This is a genomic window from Type-E symbiont of Plautia stali (assembly GCF_059731115.1).
The window spans coordinates 966,893-981,178 of sequence record NZ_AP035906.1 but is presented as its reverse complement, the minus strand read 5'-3'; the positions used below and the strand labels follow the sequence as shown (position 1 = coordinate 981,178).

At 56.2% G+C, this 14,286-nt stretch carries 11 protein-coding genes; 5 read left to right on the top strand and 6 right to left on the bottom strand.

The genetic code is table 11. The features are described 5' to 3' along the window. Positions 1-40: 40 nt before the first annotated feature. From lldD to AC6I8L_RS04360, 4 genes are all read right to left on the bottom strand, one after another. Positions 41-1,231 (bottom strand): FMN-dependent L-lactate dehydrogenase LldD, encoded by a 1,191-nt coding sequence (gene lldD / locus AC6I8L_RS04375; RefSeq protein ID WP_479398062.1) that lies wholly within the window; start codon positions 1,229-1,231, stop codon positions 41-43. Next, entirely contained in the window at positions 1,231-2,016 is a 786-nt protein-coding gene (gene lldR / locus AC6I8L_RS04370) for a transcriptional regulator LldR (protein WP_034830467.1), read from the bottom strand. Before lldR ends, lldD begins: the two co-directional genes overlap by 1 nt. Beyond that, positions 2,013-3,662: an L-lactate permease gene (gene lldP, locus AC6I8L_RS04365; RefSeq protein WP_058961477.1), complete on the bottom strand. Its 1,650-nt coding sequence runs from the start codon at positions 3,660-3,662 to the stop codon at positions 2,013-2,015. Before lldP ends, lldR begins: the two co-directional genes overlap by 4 nt. Before the next feature lie 229 nt (positions 3,663-3,891). Further along, positions 3,892-5,061, bottom strand: coding sequence for a cyanate transporter (locus tag AC6I8L_RS04360; RefSeq protein ID WP_479398061.1), 1,170 nt, complete (start codon positions 5,059-5,061; stop codon positions 3,892-3,894). An 87-nt stretch (positions 5,062-5,148) separates the two neighbouring features. On the opposite strand from AC6I8L_RS04360, the gene AC6I8L_RS04355 reads away from it, so the two are divergent. Both AC6I8L_RS04355 and AC6I8L_RS04350 read left to right on the top strand, forming a co-directional pair. Beyond that, positions 5,149-6,009 (top strand): LysR family transcriptional regulator, encoded by an 861-nt coding sequence (locus AC6I8L_RS04355; RefSeq protein WP_058961528.1) that lies wholly within the window; start codon positions 5,149-5,151, stop codon positions 6,007-6,009. 89 nt (positions 6,010-6,098) lie between these two features. Continuing rightward, positions 6,099-7,466: an amidohydrolase family protein gene (locus tag AC6I8L_RS04350; protein ID WP_058961529.1), complete on the top strand. Its 1,368-nt coding sequence runs from the start codon at positions 6,099-6,101 to the stop codon at positions 7,464-7,466. 78 nt (positions 7,467-7,544) lie between these two features. Here the strand turns inward: AC6I8L_RS04350 and AC6I8L_RS04345 are convergent, their stop codons facing one another. Then, on the bottom strand, positions 7,545-7,742 hold the full coding sequence (locus AC6I8L_RS04345; RefSeq protein WP_058961530.1) for a hypothetical protein: 198 nt from the start codon (positions 7,740-7,742) through the stop codon (positions 7,545-7,547). Positions 7,743-8,130: 388 nt separating this feature from the next. On the opposite strand from AC6I8L_RS04345, the gene dbpA reads away from it, so the two are divergent. The 3 genes from dbpA to AC6I8L_RS04330 all read left to right on the top strand — a co-directional run bounded on the left by dbpA (position 8,131) and on the right by AC6I8L_RS04330 (position 12,456). Beyond that, on the top strand, positions 8,131-9,510 hold the full coding sequence (dbpA, locus tag AC6I8L_RS04340; protein ID WP_058961531.1) for an ATP-dependent RNA helicase DbpA: 1,380 nt from the start codon (positions 8,131-8,133) through the stop codon (positions 9,508-9,510). A gap of 126 nt (positions 9,511-9,636) precedes the next feature. Next, positions 9,637-10,599 (top strand): chemotaxis protein, encoded by a 963-nt coding sequence (locus tag AC6I8L_RS04335; protein ID WP_058961532.1) that lies wholly within the window; start codon positions 9,637-9,639, stop codon positions 10,597-10,599. Positions 10,600-10,899: 300 nt separating this feature from the next. Beyond that, a complete protein-coding gene (locus tag AC6I8L_RS04330) occupies positions 10,900-12,456 on the top strand; it encodes a methyl-accepting chemotaxis protein (RefSeq protein ID WP_058961533.1) in 1,557 nt (518 codons plus the stop codon). 53 nt (positions 12,457-12,509) lie between these two features. Here AC6I8L_RS04330 and AC6I8L_RS04325 read toward each other — a convergent pair whose 3' ends face one another. Then, complete coding sequence (locus AC6I8L_RS04325; protein WP_058961534.1) at positions 12,510-13,799, bottom strand: HAAAP family serine/threonine permease; 1,290 nt, start codon at positions 13,797-13,799, stop codon at positions 12,510-12,512. Positions 13,800-14,286 lie beyond the last annotated feature (487 nt).

Below are 14,286 nucleotides of genomic sequence, written 5' to 3'. Positions count from 1 at the left end.
AGTCAGTATAGACAACGCCTCTCATTTTGCTTTCCGCAACTCAGCTCACGGCACGTGGTCGAGCCGGATGTAAACCCGCTTCGCTCAGCAGCGCATTCGCCTGCACCAGCGAGTCCTGGGTGATCTCGGCAATGGTTTTGGCCCCGGTCAGCGTCATCGCCACTTTCATCTCTTTTTCGATCAAATTCAGCAAATTCTCAACGCCACGCTGACCACGGGTCGCCAGTGCGTAGATAAAGGCGCGGCCCAGCAGTACCGTGTCTGCACCCAGTGCGATCATGCGCACCACATCCAATCCATTGCGGATACCGCTGTCGGCCAGAATGGCAATATCGCCTTTCACCGCGTCTGCAATGGCGGGCAGAGCGCGCGCCGATGACAGCACGCCATCCAGCTGGCGTCCACCGTGGTTCGACACCACAATACCGTCCGCACCGAAGCGCACCGCATCTCGCGCATCTTCGGGATCCAGAATACCTTTGATCACCATCGGGCCATCCCAGAATTCGCGAATCCACTCCAGATCTTTCCATGAAATCGACGGGTCAAAGTTGTTCGCCAGCCAGCCAATGTAATCTTCCAGTCCGGTAGGTTTACCGAGATAGGCTGAGATATTACCGAGATCGTGCGGACGGCCATGCAGACCCACATCCCACGCCCACTGCGGATGCGTTACCGCCTGCCAGTAGCGACGCATCGCCGCGTTTGGCCCGCTCATGCCCGAATGCGCATCGCGATAGCGTGCGCCCGGTGTCGGCATATCCACGGTAAAGACCAGTGTCGAGCAGCCCGCCGCTTTCGCGCGTTCCAGTGCGTTACGCATGAAGCCACGATCGCGCAGCACATACAGCTGGAACCACATCGGACGATTAATGGCTGGCGCCACCTCTTCAATCGGACACAGCGATACCGTGGAGAGCGTGAACGGAATACCTTTCAGTGCCGCTGCTCGCGCGGCCTGCACTTCCCCGCGTCGCGCGTACATGCCGCACAAACCCACGGGCGCTAACGCGACCGGCATCGACAGCGTTTCGTTGAACAGTTTGGTTTCCAGACTGAGATCGGACATGTTCTTCAGCACCCGCTGACGCAGCGCCACGTCCGACAGATCGGACACATTGCGCTTCAGGGTGTGTTCGGCATACGCGCCGCCGTCAAGATAGTGGAACAGGAACGGGGGCAGGATGCGTTGCGCCGCGGCGCGATAGTCACTGGCTGCAGAGATGATCATCAGTTTTTTTCCTTACGATTATCCAGGGATTCGCCTGGCAAGCGGGTAATGCGCGCCTGCCGGGCTTCATCTTCATGGAGCGATTTCAAGGTGGTATGTACAAAGCCGAGGTGATCCATCGCCGCCTGGCGTGCCGCCTCGGCATCACCGGCCATCACCGCATCGAACATCGCCTGGTGCTGTTCATTCAGGCGATTAAAGATCACCGGCTGGGTGTACATGCGCTGACGGCTGTGCAGTACCGAGGACTGCAGCAAATCGAAGAAACCACGCATGGTTTGCAGCAGCACCACATTGTGCGAGGCCTCAGCGATGGCGAGATGGAAGCGCAGGTCGGCTTGTGCCGCGATATCGGGATCATCACAGTCGTGCATCTTGAGCAGGGCATCAAAAGCGAGGCGCAGCTTCTCTTTATCCGCTTCAGTGGCACGCAAGGCGGCGTGCCAGGCGGTGCTGGCTTCGATAGCGTGGCGCGCTTCCAAAATATCCCAGCGATAATCGGGATCGTCCGCCAGCAGTTGGCGAATCGGCTCAACAATACGCTGTTCCGACCAGGGCTCCTGCGGCTCACACAGCCAGGTACCGCCGCCGCGTTTACTGATTAACACGCCGCTACTGATCAGCTGCTGAATCGCCTCACGCAATGATGAGCGTGACACACCGAACTCAGCGGCCAGCTGGCGCTCGGCCGGTAAGCGCATACCCGGCTCCAGCTGGTGTTCCTCAATCCAGGCGAGCAATCGCGCCCGTAGCGTTTCCGCTAATCGCGGCGTGTTTTCTGTCATGGAATCATCCAGGTTAAGACATAAGCTTGCAGCGTAGTGATCAGCCCCACCATACAGGTGAAGATCAGACTGTGTTTAACGGTAAAGCGGAACAGATCCGACTCTTTACCCACCAGCCCCACGGCGGCGCAGGCGATGGCGATCGACTGAGGTGAAATCATCTTACCCGTCACGCCACCCGTGGTGTTGGCGGCCACCAGCAGCACATCCGACACACCAATCTGCTGCGCGGTGGTGGCCTGCAACGCCGCGAACAACGCATTTGAAGAGGTATCAGATCCTGTCAGAAACACGCCAAGCCAGCCAAGGAACGGCGAGAAGAAAGTAAAGGCATTGCCGGTGTGCGCCAGCGCTAAGGCCAGTGTGGCAGACAATCCGGAGTAGTTGGAGATAAAGGCGAAGGCCAGCACCATACCGATGGAGTAGATGGGCAGTGCCAGTTCTTTCAGCGTCTCACCGAAGGTCTGGATCGCCGCAGCGGGCTTCATACGCAGCCAGATCACGGACAGCACCGCCGCCACGATAATCGCTGTACCGGTGGCTGACAGCACATCAAACTTGAAGATGGCCGCATAAGGCGTTGCCGCACTCACCACCGGCGGCATACGTGCCACCAGCTCATGCAGCAGCGGTACCGGAACGCTGAACACCCAGTCATACATCACGCCACCTTTAGCAAACAGCGCCTTGAACGGCGGAATGCTCCACAGGGTGACGGTAGCCGTGAGGAACAGGAATGGCATCCACGCGCGCACAATCTGGCCCAGCGTATAGCGCTGAGAGGTTTGCGTCGGGTCAACGGCGGTTTTCTCATCGAAACGGAAAATACGTACTGGCTTCCAGCGGCGCAGGAACAGCGTGAGGCAGATAAGAGAGGCCAGTGACGAGATGATGTCCGGCAATTCCGGGCCGAGGAAGTTGGAGCTGAGGAACTGCGCAATGGCAAACGACCCACCGGCGACGATCACCGCTGGCCATGTTTCCTTGATACCGCGCCAGCCATCCATAATCGCCATGATCCAGAACAGCACAATAAGGGTCAGGAACGGCAATTGACGCCCGGCCATCTGGCCAATCTGGAAGCTGTCAAGTCCGGTGACTTGACCGGCGACAATAATCGGAATCCCCATCGCACCAAAGGCTACTGGCGCGGTGTTGACGATCAAGCATAAGCCAGCCGCGTACAGCGGATTAAAGCCCAATCCCACCAGCAGGGCTGCGGTGATTGCCACCGGTGCGCCAAAACCCGCCGCCCCTTCGAGAAACGCGCCGAAGGAGAATCCGACGATCAGCATCTGCAAGCGCTGATCGGGTGTGATGGAGAGGATCGAAGCACGGATGATGTCGAATTGTCCGGTTTTCACCGAGATTTTATACACAAATACTGCCGCGACGATGATCCAGGCGATTGGCCACAGGCCGTACAGGAAGCCATACACCACGGAAGCCAGCGCCTGGCCCAACGGCATGCCATACAGGAACAGCGCCACCAGCACTGCAATCACCACCGTGGCGGTGCCCGCCTGATAGCCTTTCAGCTTGAGCTTCAGCAGGGCGAAGAAGAAAAACACAATCGGGATCACCGCCACCAGGCTGGAGAGCCACAGATTGTTGAGAGGATCGTAGTTTTGTTGCCACACCGGCATGCCGTTATCTCCAGAGGTTACCAGATGAGTGCAGCGCAACGGCAATGCAGGTTTGCGCCGCAGGTCTTGCCCTTCTGCTCAATGAAATTGGTAGGACCAAATTGCAGTGTGGGGGCTTTCTGGCTCCAGATAGTTAATGCATTGTTAACCTAAAGCAACGAGGTTGGGGTTATTTTTCGTGTTATGTGACGATGCGGCAACATTTAAATCGTTTTGGTAGGACCAATCATCATTCTGTCTGACCAAAGGCCCGACGATAACTGTGGGGATGAAAGCGAAGATTCAGCACGATCAATCCCACCGTTACGGCGCCCTGCATCATCCACACGCTGGTAAAACTGTGCGTCAGCACCTGCAACTGACCGGCGATAAACGGCATACACCCGGCGATGATGAAACCTGCGCCCTGCATAAACGCCACCAGGCGTGCACCCGCCTGCGGATGTGGCAGGTGATCGAGCGCCAGCACCATCGCCAGCGGGAACGCAGCCCCTAAACCAAATCCGGCAATCGCCGCCCACAACCATGGCGCCATCAGGGGGGCAAACAGGAAGCCGCACATACCGACCAGCTGGCAAACCAGACTAATGATCAGCTGTGGACGGCGATCCGCCTTGCGCGCCAGCAAGGGCATCAACAGCGCGCCAGCCACCTGGCAAAGGATCATCCCCCCCAGTAACGAGCCGCCCGCCTGTGCTGACCAGCCAAGGTGGTGATAAGCATCCGGAAGCCAGGCGACGCAGGTGGCATAACCGCCATTGACAAGGCCAAAACTGAGTGCCAGCGACCAGGCGCGCGGTTTGCGCCATAGCGAGGGCATAGATACCGACTCTGCGCTTTGCGCCACCGGCACACGCACGATCCACCACAGCACAATCGCCAGCAATACGGGCAGTGCCCAACCGGTGAGCGCCAGTGACCAGCCGAAATGCGCACTGAGCCACGGCGAGAGTGCTGCCCCCAATCCTCCGCCGCCCATTAACGCGCCCGCCCACAACCCGGTAACGGGGGCGCTGCGCTGGGCAAAGCGCTGGCGGATCAACCCTGGCATCGCCATCTGCACCACGCCAACCCCCAGCCCGGCAAAAAGCGCGCTGACCACCAGCCATTGCCCGTCGTGAATCACACTGCGTGCGGCCAGCGCCAGCAGCAGCAGGACCAGCCCGGCGATCAACAAACGTTGCAGCGGAACACGTTGCATCAGGGAGGCGCTGAGTAGCGCCACCGCGCCCATCATCACCATCGGTACGGCGGGTAACAACGAAGCGGCAATGGAAGAGAGGCTCATGGCCTGGCGCAGTTCGCCCAGCAATGGGCTAACAGAAGTCAGTAACGGACGCATATTGAGCCCGGCCAGCACCAAAGCGGCGAGCGTCAATCCGTTGGAATGTCGGTTCATACACAATCCTGCAGTAGAAAGGTTGTCAGGGTCGCAGCAATGGTTACTATTTGGAAATGAAATAACACCATAGCGATCAGTGGAAAAATGAATCGTCAGCCGATGTTTACGCCACAGCAGTTACTCAGTTTTGTTGCGGTATGCGAAACCGCCAGCTTTACGCGCGCCGCCGACCGCGTGCATCTATCGCAATCCACCGTCAGCCAGCAGGTACGCCGCCTTGAAGAGATGATCGGTAAAGCGCTGCTGGAACGCACCTCGCATCAGGTGGTGTTAACTGAAGAGGGAGAGAAATTACTGGGCTATGCCCGCCGGATCATTGCGCTTAACGGCGAAGCGCACGATGTGCTGAGCGACAAGTGGCGCGATGGCGTCCTGCGCCTCGGCGTACCAGAGGATTTTGCTGCCCCCACCGCAGCACTGCTGGCGCAGTTCAGCCGCGAACATCCGCAGCTGCGCCTCGACGTGATGAGCGGCATGTATGTCGACTTGCATCGTGCGTGGCAGCGAGAAGAGCTGGATATCATGCTGATCAAGCAACCCGGCGGTGAACGCCCATTGGCAGCGCGACCGGAACCCCTGCTGTGGCTGGACAGCGCCGAACACCCCTGCTTTGAGCAGACGCCAGTGCCGCTGGTGGTATTTCCCCAGCAGGGACTGTATCGCGAGGAGATGTGTCAGACGCTGGATGCGCTGGGCCGCAGCTGGCGCATCAGCTACAGCAGCGCCAGTCTGGTGGCACTCGCCAGTGCCAGCGCGGCCGGATTAGGTTTAACGCTGCTGCCTGCCAGTTGTCGCCTGCCCGGCCATCGTGTGCTGGACGAAGCCGCAGGCTTACCGCCGATCAGCCACTTTGAGCTGGCGCTGTTTTGCCGCTCTCCACAGGACGATTTGCAACAGGCGCTGGCCGTGGCGTTAGTGGAATTTTGCCAGTTAAAGTGGCAGTGATTTTCCCACTGCTCAGCAGTGGGAAATATCGCAGCGCCGCAGCCCGGGTTTTGCCAGATTAACGTTTTCCTTGTTGACTGGAGCCTCTGATGCACCGCACTTCACCCAGCCGTCGTGATTTTATTAGCCAGGGCGTACGCCTCACAGCTGCCGGTAGCCTGCTGGCAGCCGGTATGAACGCCGCCGCCTCATCGCCCTCTTCCGCCGCAGCGCCAATCTCTACGCAGCCCCCGCGCGTAACCCATTACCAATTGCTCAACGTACGCCTCGAGGAAGGCTTTGAGCGTGAGGGCAACGACATCATCGCGACGCGCACTGCGCTTTACGATATCACCGTCAAAGATGGCAAATTTGCTGCCATCGACGCCGCCGGCAAAGCACGCAACGCCGACATTCCGCAGTGGGATGCCGAAGGTTCGCTGCTGTTGCCGCGCACCCGTGACATGCACATCCACCTGGATAAAACATTTTACAGTGGCCCCTGGCAAGCCCCACGTCCGCGCCAGGGCAAAACCATAATGGATATGATTGCCCGTGAGCAGGTACTGATCCCGCAGTTACTGCCCACCTCACAGGCGCGTGCCGAAGCTTTGATCGGTTTGCTGCACAGTAAAGGCACCACCGAAGCACGCAGCCACTGCAACATCGATCCGGTGAGTGGCCTAAAAAGCCTGGAGCATCTGAAGCGGGCGCTGGCGAACCACCCCGAATTTCCCTGTGAAATTGTCGCCTTCCCACAGCACGGTTTACTGCATTCCAAAGTGGATGGCCTGATGCGCGAAGCGATGCAGATGGGCGTGCAGTACGTTGGCGGATTGGATCCCACCAATGTGGATGGCGCGATGCAGGCCTCGCTGGATGCTATGTTCCAGATTGCGCTCGATTTTGATCGTGGCGTCGATATCCATCTGCACGAAACCGCACCTTCTGGCGTGGCGGCCATTCAGTATATGGTGGACACCATCGCGAAGAACCCGCCGCTCAAAGGCAGAGTGACGCTGAGCCATGGCTTTGCGCTGGCCACGCTGGAAGGCAAAACGCTCGATAAGATGATTGCAGGCATGGCTGAACAACAGATGAGCGTGGCGTCCACCATCCCCATCGGCAAACTCACCATGCCGTTACCGCAATTGCAGGCCGCGGGCATCACGGTAATGACCGGCACCGACAGCGTGATCGATCACTGGTCACCGTTTGGCACCGGCAGCATGCTGGAGAAAGCCAACCTGTATGCACAACTCTATCGCGGTTCGGATGAGTTTGGTTTGAGCCGGGCACTGCACATTGCCACCGGCGGTATCTTGCCGCTATCGAACCAGGGCGAGCGCCAGTGGCCGAAAGTCCAGGATGACGCCAGCATGATGCTGGTTGAGGCGAGCTGCTCCGCTGAGGCTGTCGCCCGCATCTCGCCGGTACGAGCCACCGTCCACAGCGGTATGCCGGTGTTCAGCGTCTGAGATCAAAAAAGCCTCCTTACGGAGGCTTGATGAACGGTAAATGCAGGGGCGGCAAGCGCCCCATACGAGTTGCTGGATTTACGATAACATCTGAATAGCCAGCGCATACAAACGCTGGTTTTCATCGTCGCTAGCTGGCTCTTCTTCCGCGTAACAGGCAATCATGGAGCTGACTTTATCCGAAGATAAGGCCTCTCCGTGCAGATGCAGGGTTAACACGGCGCGGCCGACGATTTTCAGAATGTCTTCGTTTTGTCCCTGGACGTAAAGACTCAAAGTGGACCTCTGAATATATTATTGTTTGCCAAATGGCGCACCAAATATAAAGCAAAACGGCAGGTTATTTTAATCGGAATTTTACCCATCTTAAGTGACACATAAGCGTAACATAGACAAAAACAGGTCAAAAAGACGCTATATAGTCCCTTTATCAACGCTAATTGCACCTTTTCATTCAGGAAAGACGTTTCACACGTTTTGAAGCAACTGGCCATTCAGAAGTAAATGATTAGAACTTTACATCTATTTTAGTTGGTTATTTAACCAAATAATCGCCACGCTAATTGATTTCATGGTGTTATCAATTACGCAATTTGCATTGCCGATAGCAGCCCTTTCTGCGAGACTGACCGCCGCAATCCTGACCGCTATTTGAGACATTCCCGTGACCGCTTTTTCTACCCTGACGCAACTCCCTGCCAGCCAACTCGACAACCTGCGCGAGATGGGCTTCGACGCCATGACACCGATTCAGGCCGCTTCTCTGCCCGCTATTCTTGCAGGGCGCGATGTGCGTGCGCAGGCGAAAACCGGCAGCGGCAAGACGGCCGCCTTTGGGATCGGCCTGCTGCAGCGCATTGACAACACCCGAACCCAAACTCAGGCGTTGATTCTATGTCCAACGCGTGAACTGGCCGATCAGGTGAGTAATGTGCTGCGTCAGCTGGCACGTTTTACCCGCAACATCAAAATATTGACGCTGTGCGGCGGTCAACCGATGAGTGCGCAGCGCGATTCGCTGGTGCACGCACCGCATATTGTGGTCGGCACGCCGGGCCGCATCCTTGATCACCTGAAGCGCGACAACCTCGATCTCACCGCACTGCAAACGCTGGTGTTAGATGAAGCCGATCGCATGCTGGAGATGGGTTTCCGCGACGATATGGAAGCGATTATTAGTTTCACGCCGGATGCACGCCAGACGCTGCTGTTCTCTGCCACCTGGCCGGATACCATCGCCAGCCTCAGCCAGCGTTTCCAGCGCGATGCATTGGCCGTGGCCACGGAAGACAAAGCGGAACTGCCTGCTATTGATCAGCAATTTATCGAAGCCAGCGTCAGTGAGCGTGGCAATCTGCTCAGTGCCCTGCTCAGCCAGCAGCAGCCCGCTTCTTGCGTGGTGTTCTGTAATACCAAACGTGAGTGTGATGACGTCGCAGCGGCATTGAACGATCGTCAAATCAGTGCACTGGCACTGCATGGCGATCTGGAGCAGCGCGATCGTGAACGAGTGCTGATCCGTTTCGCCAACGGCAGCATCCGCGTGCTGATTGCCACCGACGTGGCTGCACGCGGGCTGGATATCAAATCGCTGGCGTTGGTGGTGAACTTCCAGCTGGCATGGGATCCTGAAGTGCATATCCATCGCATCGGTCGTACCGGTCGTGCAGGCGAAAAAGGACTGGCGGTCAGCTTCGTCGCGCCCGATGAAATGGTGCGTGCTAATGCGCTGGAAGAGTATCTGAGCCAGAAACTCAACTGGGTTTCCTCCGCTACCCTGAAAGGGAAAGCGGCGCAAGCTCTGCCTGCCACCAAAATGACGCTGTGCATTGATGGTGGGCGCAAAGCCAAAATCCGCCCTGGCGATATCCTCGGCGCGCTCACCGGTGAAGCCGGATTCAGCGCTGATCAAATCGGTAAGATCGACCTGACGCAAACCCACGCTTATGTGGCGATCGATGCCGCACAAGCGAAGAAAGCGCTGATCAAACTGAAAGAAGGCAAGATCAAAGGCAAAAGCGTCCGCGCCATCCTGCTGAAGTAATCCCCTATGCGCGAGGGTATTCACTCTCGCGCTAAATTTTCTGCCCCGCCCCTTCATTTTTTTTCCGCGCTGCCGATAAGTTAATCATTGCCCCTTTACCCAGCCCAGATTCCGCTTGAGGCCATGATGGATAATTTTCAGAAAGAGATCGATGAACGCGCTAACCTTGCGCTTTCCAATAAATTCGAACTGCTGCTGTTCCGCCTGGGTTCCGATCAGCTGAAAGGCAAATCTGAGCTATACGGCATCAACGTGTTTAAACTGCGCGAAATCGTACCGATGCCCACCATTACCCGTGCAGCGGGTATGCAGTCACCGCTGCTCGGTATGGCCAGTATTCGCGGTCAGTTTATCCCGGTCATCGACCTGCCCGCAGTGACCGGTTGTAAACCGGAAACCGGCCTCAATCTGCTGCTGGTGACCGAATATGCGCGCAGCACCCAGGCCTTCGCGGTGGAGTCGGTGGAGAATATCGTCCGTCTCGACTGGAACCAGGTGCACACTGCCGAAGCCGGCATTGGCAGCCGCAATATCACCAGTATCGCCTGCCTCGATACCGACGGTCAGAGCAACAATCTGGCAATGGTGCTGGACGTTGAGCAGATTCTGTATGACATCATCCCTTCGGTGCGTGGCGTTGAGCCAAGTGCTGAGACGGCGAAAGATTTCAACCTCAAGCCTGGCCAGGTGGCGATTGTCGCGGAAGACTCCAAAGTGGCGCGTCAGTTGCTGGAACAGGGTCTGAAAAGCATGGGCATTCCGGCCATCATGCATAACACCGGTCTGGAAGCCTGGATCAAAATTAACGAGATGCAGAAAGAAGCCGCAGCGGCAGGCGAGTCGATACACGACAAAATCGCACTGGTGTTAACCGATCTGGAAATGCCAGAGATGGATGGCTTTACCCTGACGCGTAATATCAAACGTGATGATGCATTGCGTCAGATTCCGGTGGTGATCCACTCCTCGCTCTCCGGCAGTGCCAACGAAGACCACGTGCATAAAGTCGGTGCCGATGGCTATGTGGCGAAATTTGAGATTAATGAACTGTCGAGCGTGATCCATCGCGTGCTGGAAAAGAAACGTTAATCCTTTCTAATCTCCCCTACCTCCCTATAAGGCGCGTTATTCGCGCCTTTTTTACGTCCTGCCTTCCCAGATAAAACCGATCCACTCATTAATCATGTTAACGGTTTTGTGACGCACCTCTAAAAAATTAAAGTTAAAACATTAACAACCGATAACTGATAGCGCTTGAACCGGCGCTGCCATACCAGATTAATTACGCCCGGAAAGTATCTTTACCTTATAAAACATCAGCCTGATGCGGGCCCTCAGCCTGCTTTTCCGTCTTGAAAACAACACTATTTAGCATTACGGGGAGAACCAATGTTGAGCTTAAAGAATATGAAAGTGGGCGTCCGTTTAGGGATAGCCTTCGCACTTGTTGTGGCCCTTCTGGGCGTAGTCGGTGTGACGTCGATTATGAAAATCAACAACATTAAAAACGGCATCACCTCTATTGTGGAAGACCGCTATGTCAAAGTCCGTCTGGGTTTTGACGTGCGCGATGGTGTGAACGATCAGATCAAATACTTACGCGGCATGGTGATTGATACACTGCGCCCGGAATATAACGTGCAACGCTATAAGCAGCTGGATGAGGCAACCGAACGCACCAACAGCGCCATGAAAAAGATCGAAGCCATTCAGGTTACCGAAATCGGTAAAAAGAAAATCGCCGGTCTGCTGGCCGCCAGCCAGCTGTTTGAGCAGCAAAAGAATGAAGTGCTGGAACTGGTACGTGCAGGCAAGCTCGAGGAAGCCAGCACTTATGTGCTCAAGAAAATCACCAGTACCCAGAACGCCTACCTTGATAGCGCGGTGGCTTTCGCCAACTCACAGTCCGATCAGCTGCGCAAAGAAGGCACTGGCATTATTGATGACGGCTCGACTGCGATTGAAATCACACTGATCTTCTCGGCGATTGCGATTGCCGCCTCCGTGCTGCTTGGCTTTATGCTGACGCGCTCAATTGTCCGCCCGCTCAATGAAGCGGTTGGCATCGCCGAGAAAGTGGCGGCGGGCGATCTCAGCTCCCACATCGAGGTCAGCGGCAAAGATGAAACCGCCGTGCTGATGCAGGCACTGCAGGCGATGAACGATAACCTGCTGACCATCGTGTCCAACGTGCGTGCCGGTTCTGACACGATTGCCGTGGCCTCAAATCAGATCTCCAGCGGCAACATCGATCTCTCATCCCGTACCGAGCAGCAGGCCAGCTCGCTGGAAGAGACCGCCTCCGCCATGGAGCAGATGACCGCCACCGTGAAGCACAATGCGGATAACGCGCGTGAAGCCAATCAGCTGGTGGCCACCACCTCAACCGTTGCCAAAGAGGGTGGCGTGGTGATGGAACAGGTCATCGAGAAGATGGAGGCGATCACTCTCTCTTCTAAAAAAATTGTCGATATCATCAGCGTGATCGACTCCATTGCCTTCCAGACCAACATTCTCTCGCTTAACGCTGCGGTTGAAGCTGCTCGCGCCGGTGAACAAGGCCGTGGATTTGCTGTGGTCGCCACCGAAGTGCGTAATCTGGCACAGCGCTCCGCCTCTGCCGCGAAAGAGATCAAAGTCCTGATTGAAGACTCAGTCTCGAAAGTGGATGAAGGCAGCCGTCTGGTGACGCACGCGGGAACCACCATTGGTGAAGTGGTGAACAGCGTGAAGAGCGTGGCGGATATCATGAGTGAAATTACCATTGCCAGCAGCGAGCAGAGCAGTGGTATTAGTGAGATCAATCTGGCGATTACTCAGATGGAAGCGGTGACTCAGCAAAACGCCGCGTTAGTTCAGGAAGCGTCCGCCGCTTCTCAGGCATTGCAGGAACAGGCCGATCGTCTGGCGCAGTCAATGAGCGTCTTCAAGACAGCGGCAGTGTAGGACAGAGCGGCGCGAGGAGTCGCGCCGCCCTTTTACATCAATGCATCAATGCATCAATGCATCAGCGAATACGCAATCGACGAAATCGCTAACAGGCCAACAATCACCACAAACACATTGCTGATTTTGCCACTGTACTGACGCATCGCCGGGACTTTCTGAATGGCGTACATCGGCATCAGGAACAGAATCATCGCAATGATTGGCCCGCCCAGGGTTTCAATCATGCCGAGAATACTCGGGTTCCAGGTGGCAACCAGCCAGGTCGTCAGCAGCATAAAGCCGGTTGTGACGCGGTTCAGACGCTGAGGCGACACGTTTTTTCCCCGGCTGCGCAGCGATTTCACCACAATTCCATTGAAGCCTTCACGCGCACCCAGATAGTGGCCGAGGAACGATTTGGTGATCGCCACCATCGCCACAATCGGTCCCATCCAGGCAATCATCGGCACATTAAAGTGGTTCGCCAGATAGGAGAGAATTGTGATGTTCTGCTCTTTCGCCGCCTGCAAATCCGCCGGTGACAGGCTCAGCACACAGCTGAACACAAAGAACATCACCGTCACCACCATCATCAAGTGTGCGCTAGCGAGAATGCGTGAGCATTTCTTTTCCGCTGCTGCGCCATACTCGTTGCGCTTCGCCACCGCGAACGACGAGATAATCGGCGAGTGGTTAAAGGAGAACACCATCACCGGAATTGCCAGCCACAGCGTCATCCAGATACTGCTATCGCCCGAACCCTGGCTGAACGACAGCGTTTCCAGGGCTGCGCCGTGCCAGTGTGGCACCAGATAGGCGGCCAGTAGCATCAGCACCGCGACAAACGGGAACACCAGCACGCTCATTGCCTTGACGATCATTTGCTCGCCAAAGCGTACCACCGTCATCATGCCGATGATCAGTACCAATGACAGCAGCACGCGCGGCGGCGAGACCATCCCGAGTTGATGCACGATAAAGCTGTCGACGGTGTTGGTGATCGCCACGCTGTACATCAGCAGGATCGGGAAAATAGCGAAGAAATAGAGCAAGGTGATGATCTTGCCTGCGCCCACACCGAAATGCTCTTCCACCACTTCAGTAATATCTTCACCGGGGTTTTTACCCGACAGCACAAAGCGCGTCAGAGCTCGGTGTGCATAGTAGGTCATCGGGAACGCGAGGATTGTCATAATAATCAGGGGGATTAGACCACCTGCTCCTGCATTGATAGGCAGGAACAAAACGCCTGCGCCTATCGCTGTACCGTAGAGGCCCAGCATCCACACGGTATCACTCTTACGCCAGCCTGTTGAACGGGCCTCAACCGTGCCCTGCGCAACGGTTTGTGAGTTGTCCATCTGTCTCTCCAGAATTTAAAGCTTTTAAACAATGCTGCCGAAATCACGGCGGCTAAACATGCCATTGGTGCGACGGGGCACATGCTACGCGTTTTTGACGACTTAAGGTTGCCTGAACGCAAGACATGCATCACAAAGCCGTCATAAATGCGCGAATCGGTTATTAAATCAACAAAAATGCATGATTCACGCGCGCAAACGTTTGCATGGAGCGCTATTTGACCTGAGAGCATGAAGGAGTGCAAGGATTTGTCGGGTTCGATTTGCAGGCTGAACGGGATGCTGACAGGAGAGTGATGCGCGAGTGGGAGGCGTTGAAAGTGGGCTATGCGGACGGGGAAAATGTGGCAACGGCGAACCGTTGCCACAGGCACTGCAGTAGAGAAAGGTGAAACTCCCCCGGCAACTGCTCTCTGGCGAAGCCAATGTTCCACTCGGTATTCTGAGGAATATCCGCAGCAGACAATGACAGAGAATAATCCCGGGA

Coding starts and splice junctions, on each gene's coding strand:
- lldD (WP_479398062.1), bottom strand. CDS start 1,231: ATGATCATCTCTGCAGCCAGTGACTATCGCGCCGCGGCGCAACGCATC.
- lldR (WP_034830467.1), bottom strand. CDS start 2,016: ATGACAGAAAACACGCCGCGATTAGCGGAAACGCTACGGGCGCGATTG.
- lldP (WP_058961477.1), bottom strand. CDS start 3,662: ATGCCGGTGTGGCAACAAAACTACGATCCTCTCAACAATCTGTGGCTC.
- AC6I8L_RS04360 (WP_479398061.1), bottom strand. CDS start 5,061: ATGAACCGACATTCCAACGGATTGACGCTCGCCGCTTTGGTGCTGGCC.
- AC6I8L_RS04355 (WP_058961528.1), top strand. CDS start 5,149: ATGAATCGTCAGCCGATGTTTACGCCACAGCAGTTACTCAGTTTTGTT.
- AC6I8L_RS04350 (WP_058961529.1), top strand. CDS start 6,099: ATGCACCGCACTTCACCCAGCCGTCGTGATTTTATTAGCCAGGGCGTA.
- AC6I8L_RS04335 (WP_058961532.1), top strand. CDS start 9,637: ATGGATAATTTTCAGAAAGAGATCGATGAACGCGCTAACCTTGCGCTT.
- AC6I8L_RS04330 (WP_058961533.1), top strand. CDS start 10,900: ATGTTGAGCTTAAAGAATATGAAAGTGGGCGTCCGTTTAGGGATAGCC.
- AC6I8L_RS04325 (WP_058961534.1), bottom strand. CDS start 13,799: ATGGACAACTCACAAACCGTTGCGCAGGGCACGGTTGAGGCCCGTTCA.